Genomic DNA, 19,287 nt, shown 5'->3' with positions numbered 1-19,287 from the left:
CATGGCGAAGATTACCGGGCTCGGCGGCGTTTTCTATGTGGCGGAAGATCCCGCCGCCACGCGGGCCTGGTATCGCGACACGCTGGGCATCGACGGCGAATACGGCCCGCAACTGGACTGGTCGGAGGAAGCCGGCGAGAAACCCTATTCGCTGATCAGCCACTTCAAGGACGACGAGTATATCAAGCCCGGCAAGGGTGGCTTCATGATCAACCTACGGGTCGATGACCTCGATGGATTCGTCGCCCAGCTCAAAGAGAAGGGCGTCGATGTGCTCGACAGCGTCGACGAGGGGTATGGCAAGTTCGCCTGGCTGCTCGACCCCAACGGCGTGAAGATCGAATTGTGGCAACAGGTCGCCGCGCCCGAATAGGCTTTCCCACAGCTTTGCCTGTCGCAGGTAGCGCCATGTTCAGCAATTCGCTGGTAAAGTCCCGACCATGCGCGGTTCGATCGCCCTCTGCTCCGTCCTTGCATTAGCGCTCGCCGGCTGCGTCGCCAGCCCGGAAGAACGCTCTTCGGCCTCAACGCGTCCGGTCGAACAGGTTGCCGACCCTTCGTGGGAAAAACCCGAAGCGCGCACATGCCTCGCGGAACTGGGATCGAGCGGAGCCGCCTTCGCTCCCCTGCCCGACAGGTTTTACGGCGCGGGATGCAGCACGGTGAACTCGGTCCAGCTCGACCGTGTCGGCGGGGACTTGGGCGAATTGCAGGTGACCAACCTCGGCGCAGTCGCCTGCCCGCTCGCCAATTCCTTTGCCGACTGGGCACGATATGGCGTGGACCGCGCCGCGCGGCAGATATTCGGCAGTCCGCTCGCGCGGATCGAGACCATGGGCAGCTATTCCTGTCGCAATGTTGCCGGGACCGGCCGCCTTTCTGCCCATTCGCGCGCGGAGGCGATCGATGTCGGCGCCTTCGTGCTGGAAGACGGACGCAGGATCAGCGTGAAGTCCGGCTGGAACGCATCGAGAGAGGAGCGCGAGTTCCTGCGCGTGATCCATCGCAGTGCCTGCAAACGCTTCGGCACGGTGCTCGGGCCGGATTACAACACTGCGCATCACGACCACCTGCACCTCGAACTCGGGAGCGGCAGTTTCTGCAGATAGGCGGAAACGGTATTAACTGGCCTTCAGCAACTCTGTTGGCCCGAGCCGAGCTTCAAGCCTCAAACGAACGACTTCGGCAGCTCGATGTGCTCCGAGCTTACCCATCATGCTCGACCGGTGAACCTCGACCGTGCGCGGACTGATTTGCAGCTCTTGAGCGATCTCCTTGTTGCTTTCACCGGCAACCACGAGTTCGAGAATTTCTCGTTCGCGTGGGGAGAGACGTGCAAGGCAAACCCTTGCCTGAGCCATCCTACGCATGGATTCGCCATAGGCCGCGGCTTCTTGCTGGATTTCTTTGACCATGCTGGTGAGGCGAGACGATTTCAGGGGTAGACGCAGGAAATCGAGCGCGCCTTGCTTAATTGCCGCCACAACTTGACTGGGATTTGGATCAGTCCCTGTAGCAACGACAGGCAGCCAGTATCCATTCGCGTTCAGCTTTTCGATCACTCCTGCGACTGAACCAAAGTCACATCCATCCCTGGCCAGAACTATGCCCTTGGAAGGAGCGGCTTGAACCAACTCATCCGCGTCCGCGTAGACTTCACAGTGATAGCCCAGATCAAAACCAAACCTAGCTTGTTCGGCTCGAGAACGACTGGAACCATCTACGATGTGTAGCTTTTCCTTGTGCTCCATACGTAATTTACTACACGATCACCTCTGAATGTTCCAAGTAAAAATACTACGTATAAATACCTAGATTTTTAAATATGTGTCTATTTTTTACAATTATGGAATTTACCGGATAAACCAGTTCAGAATGGTTTCTTATGACAATTTGCTCAATTATGCATATTAGGGAATCATCATATGCCCATGGCTAAATATAGGATTTAGCCCGCCAGTTACGTCAGCTCCATGCTTGGGATTATGGAGCTGGATCGAATGCAGCATTAACTACAACGTAGTTGTATCGGCCTCTATTCGAAGACGAACCGCCTCAGCCGCATGCGTGGCCGACAGCTTCTGCATCATGTTTGCGCGGTGGATTTCGACGGTCCGCGGGCTGATGCACAGCTCGCGCGCGATCATCTTGTTGCTGCGTCCCTCGGCCAGCCAGTCGAGAACCTCGCGCTCTCTGGGGGAGAGCGTGGCGATACGATTACGGGCTTCGACGACCTTGCGCCGTGCGGCGGCATAGGCGTCGGCCTCGTCGCTGATACGCGCCACCATGGCCAGCAGCCGCTCTTCGCGCAGCGGCAGGCGAAGGTAGTCGAGCGCGCCGGCCTTGATCGCCTCGACGACCTTGCCCGGACGCGGATCGACCGAGGTTGCGACCACCGGGACCCAGGCGGATCTTTCCGAGAGCAGCGAAAGCACTTCGCTCGCGCTGCTCTCGGCGTCGTCATCCCTTGCCAGCACGACGCCTCGCTGCGGGGGCGACGCCATCAGTTCGGCTGCATCGGCATAGACTTCGCAATGGAGGCCGAGGTCGAAGCCTTTGCGGGCCTGTTCGGCCCTCGAGCGGCAGGAATTGTCGACGATATGAAGGACTTGTGTCTGTTCCATGGCCGGAACACTGGCACAATCAGCACGAATACCAATTCCGTACAAATACCGATCCGGCGCTAGTTGAGAACATTACCGGGAAACGTCTGAAATATCGGGATTTTTTAGCATCCGAAACGGATTCGATCAGTCCTTCGGATGATAGAACGAGTAGTCCGGCAGCGAATGAAAGGCGTTTTTCAGCGCATCGCCCCAGCTGGACGAGATTGCCTGGAAATAGGGATCCTCATGCGTGATGCGGTGCTCATGGCTCGCCTCGAAGGTATCGCGCTTGATTACCTGGAGGTCGAGCGGGAGGCCGACCGAAAGGTTGGCCTTCAGCGTGGAATCGAAGCTGACCATTGTCAGCTTGGCAGCATCTTCCAGGCTCATCGTGCTGTCGTAGCCGCGGATGATGATCGGGCGGCCGTACTTGGTCTCGCCGATCTGGAAGAACGGGGTATCGTGGCTCGCCTCGATGAAATTGCCCTCGGGGTAGACCATGAACAGGCGCGGCTCCATGCCCCTGATCTGGCCTGCCACGATGATCGAGGCGGTGAAACGCCCCCTGCCCTTGGCGCCATTGGCGTCCTGCCGCCCGGAAATGATGTCCCGCATCAGATTGCCGATTTCGGTGGCGACCTGGAACATCGTCGGCGTCTTGAGGAGGATGTTGTCGCGCTCGTCGGGGGCCTTCGTACGCTCTTCCAGCTGGCTGATGACGGCTTGCGTGGTGGCGAGGTTACCCGCAGTCATCAGCGTGATGATGCGCTCTCCCGGAACCTGCCAGGTGAACATCTTGCGAAACACCGAGATATTGTCGACGCCCGAATTGGTGCGGGTATCGCTCATCAGGACCAGCCCGTCATCGAGCTTCATTCCCACGCAATAAGTCATAGTTTTCTTTCGTTTACTGCTGCACTTGCTGCTGCTCGACCGCGACATCCACTTCGAGCACCTGCGAGGTGTTGCCGAAGCTGATTCCGGTTACCGGCGAGGCATCGCGGTAATCGCGTCCCGTTGCAACGCGGACATAGCGTTCGTCGGGGCTTATTCCGTTGGAAATGTCGAAGCCGACCCAGCCGAGCCCGTCGACGAAAGCTTCCGCCCATGCATGGGTCGCTTCCTGGTCGATGCGGTCGTTCATCATCAGGTAGCCGGAAACGTAGCGTGCCGGCACATCGAGTGCCCGCGCCGCGCCGATGAAAATGTGGCTATGGTCCTGGCACACGCCGCTCTTGGCCGCATAGCTTTCCTCGGCCGTGGTCTGGGGCCCGGTAGTCCCGGTTTCGTATGCGACCCGGTCGAGCGTCGCGCGCGACAGTTCATGCAGCATGTCGAGCCGCCCGCCCTCGAAGCCTTTAAGGTCCTTCACCAGCGACTTCATGCCGGGACCGGGCCTCGTCAGCTTCGTCTGCGAAAGGAAGCTCCATAGGGGCAGGTGCCCCGCATGGCGCCCGATCACCCCTGCATGATCATGCGTATCGACCTTGCCGCGGCAGGTGATGGTGACCTCGGTCGCTTCCGGCTCCACCGCAACCAGGGTGGTCGTATTGTGATGCTGGTCCTCGTAGGTGAGCTCTTCGGCAGCATTCTCGTAGTCCATCGACCACTCGAGAATTTCCTGACCCTGCGTTTCCTTGGGCGTCAGGCGCAGCCGCTGCAGGGCATGCACCACCGGCGCATCGAAGCTGTAACGGGTCGTATGGCGGATCGAGAGGCGCATCAGCTTAGGAACCTGTAATCGCTGGCGATGGCATTGCCGATCGCCGCATTGGAAGACATGAATTCGGTGAGGAATTCGTGCAGGCCCTGCTCGAAGATTTCCTCGATTGTGAGGTCAGTGATCTTCGTATCCGCTTCGCGCATCAATGCGTTGCTTTCACCTTCGGAGCCGTGAAGCCGGGCCAGCGCCGCAAGGTTGCTGCGCAGTTCCGAATGGCAGAACGCCAAGCTGCGCGGGAAACGGTCGTCGAGGATCAGGAACTCGCAAATACCGCGCGCATCGATGCGTCCCGCATTGAGCCAGCGATAGGCGCGGTCACCCGAGACCGAGCGCAGCACCGTGTCCCATTGCCCCGTGTCGAGGCTCGACCCCACATAGGAAAGCGACGGAAGCAGCAGGTAATACTTGATGTCGAGAATGCGGGCGATGGAATCCGCCCGCTCGATGAACATACCGGCTTGCGCGAAGTGATAGCCCTCCTCGCGCAGCATCGATCCGGTCAGCGCGCCGCGGGCCATGGTGCCTGCACGACGGATCGTCTTGACCGCATCGAGGACCTTGTTCTCGCCAACGGGCTTGGCCAGCTGCTCGTCGATGACGAGCCAGTTTTCGTTGATCGCTTCCCACAGTTCGCCGCTGATCGCATTGCGCGCCAGCCGGGCATTCTGGCGGACCGCGCTGAACATGCAGATAATACTGGCGGGGTTTTCCTTTTCACGCAGCATGAAGTTCCACGCCTGCATGCCGGTATAGCTCGAGTGCTTTTTCTCGTAGCTCTGGCGCTGGCCGGAGGTCTCTATGACCGAGCGCCACTCCTCCTCCGCCGTGACGAGGTCGCGAGTAAGCGCCATGCGCAGGCCCGCATCGAGCAGGCGCGCAGTATTCTCCGCCCGCTCGAGGTAGCGGAACATCCAGAACAGTCCGTTTGCAGTGCGTCCGAGCATATCAGTCCTTCAGCACCCATGTATCCTTGGTCCCGCCACCCTGGCTCGAATTCACGACCAGCGATCCCTTTTCCAAGGCGACACGCGTCAGCCCGCCGGGGGTGATGTCGATCTTGTCGGGCGAAACCAGCACGAAGGGCCTGAGGTCCACGTGACGCGGAGCAAGGCCCTTCTTGGTGAAGACCGGGCAGGTCGACAGCGATAGCGTCGGCTGCGCGATGTAGTTTTCGGGGTTCTCGACGATCTTGTGGCGGAATTCCTCGATCTGCTTCTTGGTCGAAGCGGGACCCACGAGCATTCCGTAACCGCCCGATCCGTGCACTTCCTTCACGACCAGTTCGGCAAGGTTGTCGAGCACGTATTTGAGGCTGTCTTCCTCTGCACAGCGCCAAGTCTCGACATTGGGCAGGAGCGGCTTCTCGCCGGTGTAGAACTCCACGATCTCGGGCATGAAGGAATAGATCGCCTTATCGTCGCACACACCGGTACCCGGGGCATTGGCGATCGTCACGCCGCCTGAGCGGTAGACGTCCATGATACCGGGCACACCCAGCACGCTGTCCGAGTTGAACGTGAGCGGATCGAGGAATTCGTCATCGACCCGGCGATAGATCACGTCGACCGCCTTGTATCCGCAGGTGGTGCGCATCGCGACGCGGCCATCCACGACGCGCAGGTCGCTGCCCTCGACGAGTTCGGCACCCATCTGGTCGGCGAGGAAAGCGTGTTCGAAATAGGCGGAATTGTAGATGCCCGGCGTCAGAACCGCGACCACCGGCTTGTCTTCGGCACAGTCGGGCGCGCAGGCAGCGAGGCTCTTGGCAAGGCGGCGCGGATAATCCGATACCTGTTCCACCTGGCAGCGCAGGAACAGTTCGGGGAACATCGCCATCATCGTCTCGCGATTTTCGAGCATGTAGCTGACGCCCGATGGCGTGCGGGCATTGTCTTCCAGCACGTAGAATTCGTCGGGCCCGGTACGGACAAGGTCGATGCCGACGATGTGGGTATAGACCCCGCCCGGCGGCGTGAAGCCCACCATGTTCGGCAACCACGCCTCGTTATTGCGCAGCAGGCGTTCGGGAAGCCTGCCGGCACGTACGATTTCCTGCCGGTGATAGAGGTCGTGCATGAAGGCGTTGAGAGCCGACACGCGCTGTTCGATCCCGCGCGTCAGCCGGCGCCACTCTCGCGCATCGATGACGCGCGGCACCATGTCGAAGGGGATGAGGCGCTCTTCCGCCTCGTCCTCGCCATAGACATTGAAGGTGATGCCCGTCTTGCGGAAGTTGGTCTCCGCCTCGGAGTGCTTGCGACGCAGGAGCTTTGGGTCCTGTTCGTCATACCATTCGCAATAGTTCGAATAGGCAGAACGCACCGAGCCGTCCGGCTGGCGCATTTCGTCGAAAAATTCGGCGTTGCCGCTCATGTTCCCCCGAGATGGACTGATCGCGCATGATACGCATCGGGCAGCAGGACGCCACCCGTCAGGGAACTAAAGGTTCAGGAGCGGTCCAGTTCCGAAAGAAGCGCGGTCATCGCTTCGTTGGAGAGCACGAAGCCCATGTGCGAGCAGCGCAATGCTATCGCACGATCGCGCTCGTTCGCGCGGCCACAGGCGGAACGCGGATGGACGATGCCGTCACGCGGGCTCCACATGGCGACGGTTTCCACCGGCGGCTTTTCGGCCACGACCGTATCGATTTCCGGCTCGTCGACGCGGTGGCCTGCAATCGCCTGATAGGCGCGCCAGCCATTGTTCGCACGCGGGCTGCCCGAGAAGGGCGAACCCATGGTGACAACCTTCTCGATCCTGTCGGGATGACGCTTGGCGAGTTCGCGGGCCATCACGCCGCCGAGGCTCCAGCCGACAAGCACGATCTTCTGCCCGCGCCGTTCGAACAGGTCCTCCAGCCGTTCCTCGACTTTCGCGAAGCGATCGGCAGTAGCGCCGAGATTGACGCCCATGCCCCAGCTTTTCGCGGTGTGGCCGGCCTTTTCAAGCTGGCGGGCAAGCCACCGCATGCGGACCGGATGCGCCCCGAAACCGGGAAGCAGCATCACGCGGCGCGGGTTGGCGGCAGGCGTAACCTCAACCCGTGAAAAACGCCGCTTCACCGGCTCAAGCGGCCAGAGGAATTCGCGCAGCAGCAGGAGCGCCCGCGGGCCGCGCGCATCGTCGGGACACGGCTCTGCGGCCAGCGCAAGGCGCCGGCTCCATTCCTGACGCGTTTCTAAGAACGGTAGTGTTGCCATCGTCCGGCAATAATGCGCCGGGCCGATTGCGGGTTCCTGAATGTGGGGCGGTGCCCCTAGCTGGCACAGTCCCCGATGCGCTCGTGCGATGTGCGCATGGTCATCGTGCCCTGGCCCTGACCAGCCATGTTGCCTTCCATGGTCATGGTCATTTCCGACGCGGTTTCACTGCCGCTGCCGTCCATGGTCACGCGCATTTCGCCCATGCCACCACCGGTGCACAACATCACTGCATCGATATCGTTGCCGTCCGCATCGAACTTTTCGAACGAGCAGTCACCGCTTTGTGAACTGCGCGCCATTTCCTCGAAGCCCTTCTCGGCCTCTTCGGGTGTCAGGCAGTATTCGAAGGTGCGCTGCATCATGCCGCTGAGCATCTGCTTGGCCTCGGGCGGAGCGCCGGGCGCTTCGAAATCGAGCAGCTCGACCGAGGCCCGATACTGGCCCGGCTGCGGCTTGACCGCGCCGCTTGCTTCCATGCTCGCCTGCGCTTCCTCCATGCTGATCTTGCCGTCCCCGTCGGTGTCGGGATCGGGGCTGCCGCAGGCTGCAAGGGCGAGGGATGCAACAAGAGCGGTAACGGGCGCACGCATAGGAAATCTCCGGTTTTCTTCTCCGCCAAGGCTAGGCAAGCGGTTGGCCCGGCACAAGCCGTCATTGCACCCTCTTGTGGCGTACCCCATATGTGCGCGCATGGCTGAACTCGTAATTCGCAGAGGGCTGGAAGAGCCGGACACAACCGGTGAATTCGTCCCTCACAAACCCGCGCGTCCCGAAAAGTCGATGGGCGGGCGGCCGTTCAAGCTCGTCAGCGATTATACGCCCTCTGGCGATCAGCCGACTGCCATTGCCGAACTCACGGCCTCGGCGCGCGATGACGAACAGACTCAGGTCCTCCTCGGTGTCACCGGTTCGGGCAAGACCTTCACCATGGCAAAGGTCATCGAGGAACTGCAGCGCCCTGCCCTCATCCTCGCGCCGAACAAGATCCTCGCCGCGCAGCTCTATGGCGAGTTCAAGAGCTTCTTCCCGGAAAACGCGGTCGAGTATTTCGTCAGCTATTACGATTACTACCAGCCGGAAGCCTATGTGCCGCGGTCTGACACCTACATCGAGAAGGAAAGCTCGGTGAACGAGGCGATCGACCGGATGCGCCACTCGGCCACGCGCGCGCTGCTGGAACGGGACGATGTCATCATCGTCGCCTCGGTTTCGTGCCTTTACGGTATCGGCTCGGTCGAAACCTATTCGGCGATGATCTTCGACATCAAGAAGGACGATGTGGTCGACCAGCGCGAGCTGATCCGCAAGCTCGTGGCCCTGCAGTACAAACGCAACGACGTGGCCTTTGCGCGCGGCAATTTCCGCGTGCGTGGCGACAATCTCGAAATCTTCCCTTCGCACTACGAGGACATGGCCTGGCGGGTCAGCTTCTTCGGCGACGAGATCGAGGAAATCAGCGAGTTCGACCCGCTCACCGGCAAGAAGGGCGCGAGCCTCGACAAGGTGCGGATCTATGCGAACTCGCACTACGTCACGCCCGGCCCGACGATGAAACAGGCTTCGGAAGCGATCAAGTTCGAGCTGGGTGAGCGGCTCAAGGAACTCCACGAGGAAGGCAAGCTGCTGGAAGCACAGCGGCTCGAACAGCGCACTAATTTCGATCTCGAAATGATTGCCGCCACCGGTTCGTGTGCAGGGATCGAGAACTACAGCCGCTTCCTCACCGGCCGCCTTCCCGGCGAACCGCCGCCGACGCTGTTCGAATACCTGCCGGAAAACGCGCTGCTGTTCGTCGACGAAAGCCACCAGACCGTGCCGCAGATCGGCGCGATGGCAAAGGGCGACCACCGCCGCAAGATCACGCTGGCCGAATACGGCTTCCGCCTGCCCAGCTGCATCGACAACCGCCCGCTTCGCTTCAACGAATGGGACGCGATGCGCCCGCAGACCTTCTGCGTTTCGGCCACGCCGGGCACGTGGGAGATGGAGCAGACCGGAGGCGTCTTCGCCGAACAGGTCATCCGACCCACCGGCCTCGTCGACCCGCCGGTCGAGATCAAACCGGTCGAGGACCAGGTCCAGGACTGCATCGAAGAATGCAAGAAGACCGCCAAGATGGGCTATCGCACGCTCGTCACCACGCTGACCAAGCGCATGGCGGAAGACCTCACCGAGTTCATGCACGAAGCCGGCGTGAAGGTACGCTACATGCACTCCGATGTGGAAACACTCGAACGTATCGAACTAATCCGCGACCTGCGCCTCGGGGTCTACGACGTGCTGGTGGGCATCAACCTGCTGCGCGAAGGTCTCGACATCCCCGAATGCGGTCTCGTCTGCATTCTCGATGCGGACAAGGAAGGCTTCCTGCGTTCGGAGACCAGCCTCGTCCAGACCATCGGCCGCGCCGCGCGAAACGTCGAAGGTCGCGTCATTCTCTATGCCGACCGGGTCACCGGTTCGATGGAGCGCGCGATGGCCGAAACCGACCGCCGCCGCGAGAAGCAGAAGGCCTACAACGAAGAACACGGCATCACGCCCAAGACGATCAAGCGCAACATCGCCGACATCGTCGCGCACACGGCCGCACAGGACGGCGTCACCGTCGACACGGGCGACGACGAGCGCAACAACCTCGTCGGCCACAATCTGCGCGCCTATATCGAGGACCTCGAAAAGCGCATGCGCGCTGCCGCCGCCGATCTCGAATTCGAGGAAGCCGGACGCTTGCGCGACGAAATTCGCCGCCTGGAAAACGACGAACTCGGCCTCGGCGACGAAGAGAAAAAGGCACCACGCGTCGGCAGGAGCGATGCCGGCCGTCCCGGCACGCGCAAGACCCGCTACGGCAAGACTCGCTACAAGCGGATGGGCGGCAAGCCGTAGAACTTCGACCAGTGCACTCGTCCCCTCGACCGGCGTAGCTCGCGGGGGTTCTCATGGGCCCGCGCCGGGTCCACGCTTTCCCACGCAATTTTGCAAGGGGAGAGAACCGTGAAGCCGCACCTGATCCTGACTACCGCGCTTGCCCTGTCGCTGGCCGCCTGTTCGCAACCGGCCGAAGATACGACCAAGCAAGTCGACACCGCGCAATCCGTTTCAGCCGACGCTCTCGCCGCGGCTGTCGCCAACGAGGCCCGTCCCGAAGAGGCACGCGCGCTCGACGAAAACCGCAAGCCCGCCGAAGTCCTGGCGTTTCTTGGCCTTCAGGAAGGCGATGCGGCTGCCGACCTCATGTCAGGCGGCGGATACTGGGCGGAAATCCTCGCCAAGGCCGTCGGCGACAATGGAAGCGTGACTGCGCTGGAACCCGAACAGTTCTTCAACGAGGAAGCCTGGACCGCGCTGTCGCAGCGCGACCCGGGCATCATTCTGGAACGCTATCCCTTCGAAGAATTCGCAACGGAAGCCGAACGCTTCGATTTCGCGATCATGAACCTGAATTACCACGACCTTTACTGGGAATCGGAACAGTACAAGATGTCCCGCACCGATCCCGATGCATACCTCGCAAGCCTGTATAGTGCGATGAAGCCCGGCGGCGTCGTCGGCGTGATCGACCATTCCGGCAATCCGGGCGATACGCGCAAGACGGTCGACGATTTCCACCGGATCGACCCCGCTGTGGTCCGCGCCGATTTCGAACGGGCCGGCTTTGTCCTCGAAGCGGAAAGCGACATGCTCGCAAATCCCGAAGACGATTACGAAACCAGCGTGTTTGCCCCGGATATTCGCGGCAAGACGGATCGCTTCGTGATGAAGTTCGTGAAGCCTAGCCAGTAATCGGGGAATTTACGCGAGGCCGCGGCTTTGCCATACCGACATGATGATCACGCGCCTGCTCGCCGCCGCTGCGGCTCTCGCCATTTCGACCCCTCTTGCTGCGCAGGAGAAGCCTGCCACGCCTCCAGCCGAGCAGATCGAACCGCAGGTAAAGTCCAGGAACCTCACCGGCACCTTCGGTGGGCAGCGCATCTCCTATACCGCCACGGTCAGCGAGACGATCCTCGAAGGCGACGACGGCAAGCAGGAAGCGGTCATAGTCACGACCAGCTATGTGAAGAACCCACGCGATACCTCGCGGCCCGTTTTCTTCATCTACAACGGCGGGCCCGGCTCGGGTTCGGTCTGGCTGCAGATGGGCGCATGGGGGCCGAAGCGCGTTGGCATCCCATCCGATGCGCGCGATGACGGGGCGCCGCCCTACCCTATCCTCGATAATCCCGAGAGCCTGCTCGACGTGGCGGACCTCGTTTTCATCGACCCGCCGGGTACGGGTTTCAGTTATCTGACCAAGGGCACCGATCCGGAGAAATACTACGGCCTCCGGCAGGACGCGCGCGCCGTGGCGCAGGTCATCCGGCGCTGGATCAACGACAACGGCCGCTGGAACAGCCCCAAATATCTCGGCGGCGAGAGCTACGGCACCACGCGCACGGCAATGGTGGTCGACGAGCTTGAAGGGGGGACCTTCAACGATGTCGGATTGAACGGCCTGATCCTTGTGTCGACCATCCTCGATTTTGCCGGGCGCGAGCCGACGCCGGGCAACGAAATGGCCTATATCGTGACCCTGCCCAACATGGCTGCGGCGGCCTATTATCACGGCAAGGTGCAGGCGCCGTCGGTCGAGGCCATTGCCGAGGAAGCGCGGCAGTTCGCCATCGGGCCCTTCGCCACTGCACTGCTCAAGGGGCAGGACCTGCCCGATGCGGAACGCGCAGCTGTGCGTGCAGAACTCTCGCGCCTGACGGGCCTGTCGGAAGAATATCTCGACCAGGCGAACCTGCGTGTCACGAGCCAGCGTTTTTACAAGGAATTGCTGCGCGACCGGGGCCTCACCATCGGCCGCCTCGATGCGCGCTATACGGGCCGCGACTACGACAATGCGGGCGAGACGCCCGACAACGACCCAAGCTTCTACGGTATCGATGCAGGCTATACGGCGGCGGTGAACAGCTGGCTGCGCGATGGCCTCGGCTTCGAGACCGACCGTGAGTACCAGTCCATCGGGCGCGAACCGGGCCGTTACTGGGACTGGTCGATGGGCAATGGCTGGGGCCGCAACGCATATCTCAATGTCGGCCCGCTGATCGGCAAGGCGATGCGCGAGAATTCGCAGCTGCGCCTGTTCAACGCGCAGGGCTGGTACGATTTCGCGACCCCCTTCTTCGGCGCGGAATATTCGCTCAATCGCTTCGGCATCCCGCAGGACCGCCTGACGTTCAAATATTACGACGCCGGCCACATGATGTACGTGCGTGACGAGGACCGGGTAAAACTCAGCGCCGACCTGCGCGAATTCATTCGCGCGCGTTGACCCGCAAGCCTGCGCTGGCATAGCTCGGCATCATGCTTCGCCTGACCGCGCTGTGTGCGCTTACCCTGCTGTCCGCCTGCAAGCCGCCCGCTTCGGACGACTATGTCTCGCGTGCGCAGATCACCGAGGAAAGGCGCACACCTTCGACCCCCGTCGCCTCGCCCGATACAGACGGCGCGGCATGGGCGCGCAGCGAACAGAGCGGGCGCCTGCTCTACGGCAAGCCCGGTGAAATGCCGCTCTTCTCGCTGGCATGCGAAGGAGAGGAACTAGTCTACCGCCGCTATGTCGCGGCAGACGAGGATGCCAAGGCAATGCTCGCGTTGATCGGCAACGGCCACGTCGAACGCCTGTTTATCGACGCGCATGAGGAAGGCGATGCCTGGCTGTGGCGCGGATCGGTCCGGGCCGATGATCCCAGGCTCGAAGTGCTGACTGGCCCGAGAAGCGTAGAAGCGACCATTCCAGGGGCAGGATCGATGATCCTCAACGCCAGCCGCCAGCCGGCCGAGTTCATCACTCGCTGCGCGGGGACGATGCCTGCTCTGCCAGATCCCGAAGCATCGCCGGAGTAAGCACCTGCGGCAATTGCTGCGCGTCGCCGCCCGGCGCGTACCACAGGTAAAGCGGCACACCCGCCACACCCTGTTGCGCAAGGAAACTGGCAATCTCTTCATCGCGGCGCGTCCAGTCGCCGCGTATGGTGATCACCTCTGCCCGGGAAAACGCCTCATGCGTTTCCCAATCCTCGATGGCGACCTGTTCGTTGACCTTGCAGGTGATGCACCAGTCGGCGGTGAACCAGACGAAGACGGGCTTGCCGCTGGTGCGCGCCTCGGCAAGGGCGCTTTCGGAGAATTCAATCGGCTCGTGGATGCTCTGGGAGGAGGACACCTCGGGAGCTTCCGGTTCCGGCACGAAGGACAGCGCGAAGATGGCCAGCGCCACGATCCCGGCAAAGAAGATGCGTTCGGCACCCAGCCCTTTCGCCTGCCGCTGGCCCATCGAGGCCAGCAGTGCGAGCACCAACACGCTCACGATCCCGATCATGGTCAGCCAGAAGCCGTCCGCAATGCGCCACAGCAGCCACGCCAGCGCCAGTACGGTGAGCCCCATCGGGATCGCCATCCAGCGCCGGAAACGCTCCATCCACGGACCCGGCTTCGGCAGTTTGCGCCGCCATGCGGGGATGAACCCGATGAGCAGGAATGGCAGCGCGAGACCAATACCTAGCGCGGTGAATATCGCGAAGCCCTCAATGGGCCGCAGAACCAGCGCCGCGCCCAGCGCCAGCGCCATGAAAGGGCCGGTGCATGGCGTGGCCACGAATGCGGCCAGCAGGCCGGTTGCGAAGGAGCCCTTGGCCGATGGCTTGCCTCCCGCGATGGCCATCCCGGGCAACTGGAAAAGCCCGAGGAAGTTGGCGGTGATCGCAATCGCCAGCACGAATAGCGCCGCCACGATGCGGGGCTCCTGCAGTTGGAAGGCCCATCCCACCTGCTCGCCTGCAGAACGCAGCAGCAGGATCACAGCGCCGAGCGCGGCACAGGCCAGCACCACACCAGCGGTATAGGCCAGCGCGTCGCGCCTTGCGGAAGCCTCGTCACCGCCCGCCTTGGCGAGCGCGAGCGCCTTGAGGCTCAGGATCGGGAAGACGCAGGGCATGATATTTAGCAACAGCCCGCCGACCAGCGATGCGGCGAGCAGTATCCAGAGAGGCGGAATATCCACCGGGCCGCGGATCGGCTTTACGCCCTCAAGCGGCACATCGCGCTGTTCGGCCTCGAAACGAAGCCCCTGCCCGTCACCGAGCGAGAGGATGCCGCCAATCCGTTCGGGCAATGCTGTGCCTTCCTGTCCGGCGAGGCTCCGGAGCGGGATTTCGGCGACCAGCAAATTTCCTTCGCGGACATAGGTCTGAACTGCGGCATATTGCGGCGCGAACCCGCCGATCTGTGGGTCCGCCAAGAAGAGGTGCAGATCACCCAGTTCAAGCTCGGCAGGAAGAGGGATGCCCACCCGCAGCCGGTCGCGCTGGATTTCATATCCCGCAACACTGTCGAGCGGCGGGGCGATCGCCGCCCGCCACGCCCTGAAATTTCCGCCTTCGCTCAACGAAAGTCGCGCATCCTGCGGCACGCAAATCCTGTCCGTGCAGGCGAGGTAGGAAACGAAACCGGTTATCGGCGCGATGTTCGCCACTGCAGCGTCGGCTGGCACCTCGACAGGCACGAGGACGGCATGCTCGCCCTCGTAAATGTGATTCATCAGCCCCGAGATCACGAGGGTTTGCGGCACCGGATATAGCGGCTCGCCCGCCACCCATCCCCCGGGCAGGTCGAGAGAAAGCGCCATGCCTTGGCCAGCATCGCCCGGGTTCGACCAGTATCCGTGCCATTCGCTGCTGCTGGGCGTGAACTTCAGCGCCAACATCCACGTTTCACCGGGTACCGGCGGGCCATCGCTGCGCAATTCGACCGCGATATTCTCGTCACCGAAACGCGCTTCCTGCGCGGTGGCGACGGCGGGGAAGAGCAGCACCAGCGCCGCAACAAATGCAAGCCAGATGCCGCGCGCTGCGTCCAATGTCCTTGCCTCGGTCACACTGAGCGCATTAGGGACTGCCCCCATGACAGACAAGCGCGACTTGCTCATCCTCGGCGGCGGCCTCGTGGGAACCACCCTTGCCCTCGCGGCGGCGAAAAAAAGGCTTTCGAGCCACCTCGTCGACCGGGCCGATCCGGCCGACCTGACGGCGGAAGGTTTCGATGGCCGCGCGTCGGCCATCTCGACTGCAAGCTGGCGGTTGTTCCGCAACATCGGCCTTGCCGACGCGCTGGAGCCGCATGGCTGCCCGATCGAATCCATCGCCGTACTCGACCAGATGAAACCGGGCCGGATCGACTTCACGCCCGAGGCGCATGAAGGCTCGCTGGGACGCATGTTCGCCAACCGCCAGCTGCGCATCGCCCTGTTCGACGCGGCGAAGAACGAACCGCTGATCACAATGCACGCCCCGGTGGATGTCGTCAGCCGCCATCGCGATGCTTTCTCGGTCAGCGCCACGCTGGGTGACGGAACCGTGCTCGAGGCCGACCTGCTGGTAGGCGCCGAGGGTCGCGGCTCGCCCACCCGCGAGGAAGCCGAGCTCAAGATGGCCAGCTGGGACTATTCGCACCGCGCGATCATCACCGGCCTCGACCATTCGAAGCCGCATGAAGGAGTGGCCTGGGAGATCTTCTACGAAGACGGCCCCTTCGCGCTCCTGCCGCTGCTCGACGGCCCCGAAGGCCAGCACCGCAGCGCCCTTGTCTGGACTGTGGACGAGAAAGACGCTGCCGGCGTGCTCAAGCTCGGCAACCGCGCCTTCCTCGCCGAAGTCGAGAAACGCATGGGCGATATTCTCGGCACGCTGTCGTTCAACAGTGGCCGCACCTCCTACCCGCTCAGCTTCCAGCACACAGCGCGGATCGTGGGCGAGCGCATGGCGCTGATCGGTGACAGCGCACACGGCATGCACCCGATTGCCGGACAGGGCCTCAACCTCGGCTTGCGCGATGTAGGCGCACTGGTCGAAGTGCTGGAAGAAGCGCGCCGCCTCGGCCTCGATCTTGCCGATGCACAGGTCCTCGAACGCTACGAGAAATGGCGCGCGCTCGATTCCATCATGGTCATGGGCGCGACCGACACGCTGACCCGCATCTTCGGCGTGCCCGGCAAGACCGCCAGCGCAGTGCGGCGCTTCGGCATGGCAGGCGTCCAGCGTTCGGGCTGGCTGAAGAAGTTCTTCATGGATGAAGCACGCGGCGTATCGGGCGACGTGCCCGAACTGATGAAGGCCTGAGGCCTACTCTCCGACGGACCCTATTCCTCGACGGGGCTGGGCTGCGAAATCCGGTTACCTGCGCCATCGCGCAGGCGACGCGGTTCGAGCACGGCCGCGGTTTCGATCAGGTCCAGCGCGCGCTGCGTCGAGGCATAGCGTTCGGCATCGCGCAGCCACTGTTCGGCCTGCGAGGCACCCGGCAGGTTGCGCACCTCGGCCACAGCATCGTCGGGTCGTCCGCTCAGCAGGAACAGGCGGGCACGCTCGATCCGCTTTTCCGGCTGCGGCGAAGGCGCACTTTCGCGTCGCACCGTGAACAGAGCGCCGAGTTCTTCGGTGAAGCGCTCGAACCCGCCACGATCGTCGCCCGACTGCAATTGCGGCGCGAGCCCGTCGAGACGCGCGATCAACTGGTCGAGAGTGACCGGTTCGCGCGAGAAGGTGATGATCGTGTTGACCGCATTGGGCAGCGCATCACCGAAGCGCAGCCGCAGCTGGTCCGACAGGTACCCCAGTTCCGCACCGCGATCGATGGCGCGGCGGATGGCGAAAGCAATCAGCAGGCCTTCGGACCTTGCGGCATTGCCCGCAGCAGCCTGTGCCTGCAGGTCGAGCCGGGTGAGGCGCTGTTCGGCGGCGGCGAGGCGCTGGTCGATACCGCCCTGCTGTTCGGCAACGCGCTCGACGTCCTCGACCGAAACTTCGCTCGCGCTGGCGCTCGGGCTGGGTGTCGGTCCGTCGTCGGCGGCTTCCGTGGTCAGCGCTGCCTGCGGCTGTTCGGTCGGCGTGCTCTCGGCCTCGTCCGCATCGGACGAACGCCAGGTGAAATAGCCTGCGACTGCTGCCCCGAGGACAAAGGAGGCCACCGTGGCAAGCAGCACGGGCCGCATGCTGGTCGGCGAACGCCGATTGCTCGAAAAACTCTCCATTATACTCCGTTCCACGACCCCGCCGCGCCGATCTTTGCAGCGCGTTTCATCCGGCTATCCTACTGGCACAATCGCTCCGCCAAGGCCAGTAGCTCGGCGTCGAGCGCCTGTGGGGCGATGTGTACACTTTCCCAGCCGTCACCTGCAATTTCGGCGATCCGCGGGCCCAGTGCGGCAATCGTGACCTTCGTCCGCTCGATTTCCAGCCGATCGCATTCTTCGCGCAGGCGCCTTGCAGCCTCGCCCGAATGGAGCAGGACCACCCCGCCGCTTTTCCGCATGGCTCTGGCGACATCTTCCGCCAGGTCCAGATCCCGCATGCGATAGGTCACACGGGTTGCGATCGAGATACCCTCGGGCCGCTCGAGCTCGACCATTTTCTCGCCGGCCAGCCTGAGGAAGCGGATTTCGCGACCCTTCACCCTATCGAGCAGCGCCTGAAGCCCGCCCTTGCCCGTCTGCGAGACGATGAAACCCTTTTCGCGGGCGCCCTCGGCCGTGGCCTCGCCGACGGCATAGACCGGCAGGCGTTCGAGCTTTTCGAGATTGTGGCCGCCGTGGCGAAACACGTTGCTGCTGCCGACGAGCAGGGCGTCGAAACCGCTCGGGTCGGGGCAATCCCACGCGACCGCCTCGACTTCGAACAGCGGACATCCGAGAACCGTAAGCCCGTATGCCTCGGCGGTTTCCATGGTGACGCGAAGCCCGGGCTCGGGCCGCAATACGAAGAGCAGGCGGCTCAAGCCTGAACTCCGAAGAGTGCCGAAACATGCGCCGGGGCTTGATCGAGAAGCCGCGCGGCCAGTTGGCGGGCGGCATCGAGGTCACTCGCATCGAAAGTGGCCTCGTCGCTGATGCGGATGGCACCATCGCCGCTGTAAATGGCAGCCTTGAGGCGCAATTTCCCACCGTCGCGGTGCGTCAGGGCGGCGATGGGGCTATGGCAGGTCCCGCCCAGCCCTTCGAGAAGCGCGCGTTCTGCGAGCACTTCCTCACGGCTGGCCTTGTCGTCGATAGCTGCGAGCAGGTCGCGGGTGCGCTGGTCGGCGGCGCGGCATTCGATCCCGATGGCGGCCTGCGCCGGTGCTGGCAGCCATTCTTCCGGATCGAGCCTCGTGCCCACGCCGGTTTCTCCCAAACGTTCGAGACCTGCTGCGGCAAGGAATGTCGCATCGGCTTCGCCCGCCTGCAGTTTCGCCATGCGGGTGGCGACATTGCCGCGAATGCCGACCACTTCGAGATCGGGCCGCGCGTTGAGCAATTGCGCCGCGCGGCGCGGAGCGCTGGTCCCGACCCGTGCACCGAGCGGGATCGCCGCGATGGAAGCTGCACCCAGCAGCACATCGGCCTTGTCCGCACGCGGCAGGACGGCGCCAATGGCGAATTCGTCAGGACGCAGCGTCTCGACATCCTTCATCGAGTGGACCGCCGCATCGATCCGGCCCTCGCTGAGCCAGATATCGAGTTCGCGCGTCCACAGCGCCTTGCCGCCGATATCGGCAAGCGGACGGTCCTGTATCTTGTCGCCGCTGGCGATAACGGGAACCAGCTCGACTGCGCTCTCATCCCAGCCATGGGCCGCACAGAGGCGCGAGCGGGTTTCTTCCGCCTGCGCCATGGCAAGCGGCGAACGACGGGTTCCGAGGCGAATTTGGATGATGGAGGTCATGGCGCGCGCTT

Annotated in this window: 19 protein-coding genes; 7 read left to right on the top strand and 12 right to left on the bottom strand. The window is 62.8% G+C overall.

Annotated features, from left to right (window positions below):
* The first annotated feature begins 1 nt into the window (after position 1).
* Together K3165_RS10150 and K3165_RS10145 are read left to right on the top strand one after the other, a co-directional pair.
* Positions 2 to 373, top strand: coding sequence for a VOC family protein (locus tag K3165_RS10150; protein ID WP_221548764.1), 372 nt, complete (start codon positions 2 to 4; stop codon positions 371 to 373).
* Positions 374 to 440: 67 nt separating this feature from the next.
* On the top strand, positions 441 to 1,109 hold the full coding sequence (locus K3165_RS10145) for an extensin family protein (protein WP_221548763.1): 669 nt from the start codon (positions 441 to 443) through the stop codon (positions 1,107 to 1,109).
* Positions 1,110 to 1,121: 12 nt separating this feature from the next.
* On the opposite strand, the gene K3165_RS10140 is transcribed toward K3165_RS10145, so the two are convergent.
* From K3165_RS10140 to K3165_RS10105, 8 genes are all read right to left on the bottom strand, one after another.
* Positions 1,122 to 1,751 carry a response regulator transcription factor gene (locus K3165_RS10140; RefSeq protein ID WP_221548762.1) on the bottom strand — a complete coding sequence of 210 codons (630 nt, stop codon included), beginning with the start codon at positions 1,749 to 1,751 and terminating at the stop codon, positions 1,122 to 1,124.
* Between the two features lie 261 nt (positions 1,752 to 2,012).
* Positions 2,013 to 2,624 carry a response regulator transcription factor gene (locus K3165_RS10135; protein ID WP_221548761.1) on the bottom strand — a complete coding sequence of 204 codons (612 nt, stop codon included), beginning with the start codon at positions 2,622 to 2,624 and terminating at the stop codon, positions 2,013 to 2,015.
* Between the two features lie 126 nt (positions 2,625 to 2,750).
* Positions 2,751 to 3,500 carry a proteasome-type protease gene (locus tag K3165_RS10130; RefSeq protein WP_221548760.1) on the bottom strand — a complete coding sequence of 250 codons (750 nt, stop codon included), beginning with the start codon at positions 3,498 to 3,500 and terminating at the stop codon, positions 2,751 to 2,753.
* Positions 3,501 to 3,513: 13 nt separating this feature from the next.
* On the bottom strand, positions 3,514 to 4,329 hold the full coding sequence (locus K3165_RS10125; protein WP_221548759.1) for a transglutaminase family protein: 816 nt from the start codon (positions 4,327 to 4,329) through the stop codon (positions 3,514 to 3,516).
* A complete protein-coding gene (locus tag K3165_RS10120) occupies positions 4,329 to 5,273 on the bottom strand; it encodes an alpha-E domain-containing protein (RefSeq protein ID WP_221548758.1) in 945 nt (314 codons plus the stop codon). The genes K3165_RS10125 and K3165_RS10120 overlap by 1 nt, the downstream gene beginning before the upstream one ends.
* A gap of 1 nt (position 5,274) precedes the next feature.
* Positions 5,275 to 6,702, bottom strand: coding sequence for a circularly permuted type 2 ATP-grasp protein (locus tag K3165_RS10115; RefSeq protein WP_221548757.1), 1,428 nt, complete (start codon positions 6,700 to 6,702; stop codon positions 5,275 to 5,277).
* A gap of 74 nt (positions 6,703 to 6,776) precedes the next feature.
* On the bottom strand, positions 6,777 to 7,529 hold the full coding sequence (locus K3165_RS10110; protein WP_221548756.1) for an esterase/lipase family protein: 753 nt from the start codon (positions 7,527 to 7,529) through the stop codon (positions 6,777 to 6,779).
* Between the two features lie 56 nt (positions 7,530 to 7,585).
* Positions 7,586 to 8,122, bottom strand: coding sequence for a DUF3617 domain-containing protein (locus tag K3165_RS10105; protein WP_221548755.1), 537 nt, complete (start codon positions 8,120 to 8,122; stop codon positions 7,586 to 7,588).
* A 100-nt stretch (positions 8,123 to 8,222) separates the two neighbouring features.
* On the opposite strand from K3165_RS10105, the gene uvrB reads away from it, so the two are divergent.
* The 4 genes from uvrB (at position 8,223) to K3165_RS10085 (ending at position 13,427) form a co-directional block, all read left to right on the top strand.
* On the top strand, positions 8,223 to 10,418 hold the full coding sequence (gene uvrB, locus K3165_RS10100; protein WP_221548754.1) for an excinuclease ABC subunit UvrB: 2,196 nt from the start codon (positions 8,223 to 8,225) through the stop codon (positions 10,416 to 10,418).
* A gap of 108 nt (positions 10,419 to 10,526) precedes the next feature.
* On the top strand, positions 10,527 to 11,315 hold the full coding sequence (locus tag K3165_RS10095) for a class I SAM-dependent methyltransferase (protein WP_345720919.1): 789 nt from the start codon (positions 10,527 to 10,529) through the stop codon (positions 11,313 to 11,315).
* Between the two features lie 40 nt (positions 11,316 to 11,355).
* On the top strand, positions 11,356 to 12,852 hold the full coding sequence (locus K3165_RS10090) for a S10 family peptidase (RefSeq protein ID WP_425594404.1): 1,497 nt from the start codon (positions 11,356 to 11,358) through the stop codon (positions 12,850 to 12,852).
* 32 nt (positions 12,853 to 12,884) lie between these two features.
* A complete protein-coding gene (locus K3165_RS10085; RefSeq protein WP_221548753.1) occupies positions 12,885 to 13,427 on the top strand; it encodes a hypothetical protein in 543 nt (180 codons plus the stop codon).
* Here the strand turns inward: K3165_RS10085 and K3165_RS10080 are convergent.
* Positions 13,369 to 15,456, bottom strand: coding sequence for a protein-disulfide reductase DsbD family protein (locus tag K3165_RS10080; protein ID WP_345720918.1), 2,088 nt, complete (start codon positions 15,454 to 15,456; stop codon positions 13,369 to 13,371). The genes K3165_RS10085 and K3165_RS10080 overlap by 59 nt on opposite strands.
* Positions 15,457 to 15,481: 25 nt before the next feature.
* Here K3165_RS10080 and K3165_RS10075 point away from each other — a divergent pair, with 25 nt between their 5' ends.
* Complete coding sequence (locus K3165_RS10075; RefSeq protein WP_221548751.1) at positions 15,482 to 16,696, top strand: FAD-dependent monooxygenase; 1,215 nt, start codon at positions 15,482 to 15,484, stop codon at positions 16,694 to 16,696.
* Positions 16,697 to 16,716: 20 nt separating this feature from the next.
* On the opposite strand, the gene K3165_RS10070 is transcribed toward K3165_RS10075, so the two are convergent.
* Genes K3165_RS10070 through hemC form a run of 3 tightly spaced genes read right to left on the bottom strand, consistent with a single transcriptional unit; the run spans position 16,717 to position 19,276 of the window.
* Positions 16,717 to 17,607, bottom strand: a complete 891-nt coding sequence (locus K3165_RS10070; protein ID WP_221548750.1) for an MICOS complex subunit MIC60 — start codon at positions 17,605 to 17,607, stop codon at positions 16,717 to 16,719.
* A gap of 59 nt (positions 17,608 to 17,666) precedes the next feature.
* Positions 17,667 to 18,350, bottom strand: a complete 684-nt coding sequence (locus tag K3165_RS10065) for a uroporphyrinogen-III synthase (RefSeq protein WP_221548749.1) — start codon at positions 18,348 to 18,350, stop codon at positions 17,667 to 17,669.
* Positions 18,347 to 19,276, bottom strand: a complete 930-nt coding sequence (gene hemC / locus K3165_RS10060; protein ID WP_221548748.1) for a hydroxymethylbilane synthase — start codon at positions 19,274 to 19,276, stop codon at positions 18,347 to 18,349. Before hemC ends, K3165_RS10065 begins: the two co-directional genes overlap by 4 nt.
* Positions 19,277 to 19,287: the final 11 nt, after the last annotated feature.

Origin of the sequence: Qipengyuania xiamenensis, assembly GCF_019711495.1 — a bacterium.
In the GTDB taxonomy this organism is placed as follows: Bacteria; Pseudomonadota; Alphaproteobacteria; order Sphingomonadales; family Sphingomonadaceae; genus Qipengyuania; species Qipengyuania xiamenensis.
The sequence above is the reverse complement of the archived record's forward strand: the minus strand, read 5'-3'. Positions and strand labels throughout refer to the sequence as shown.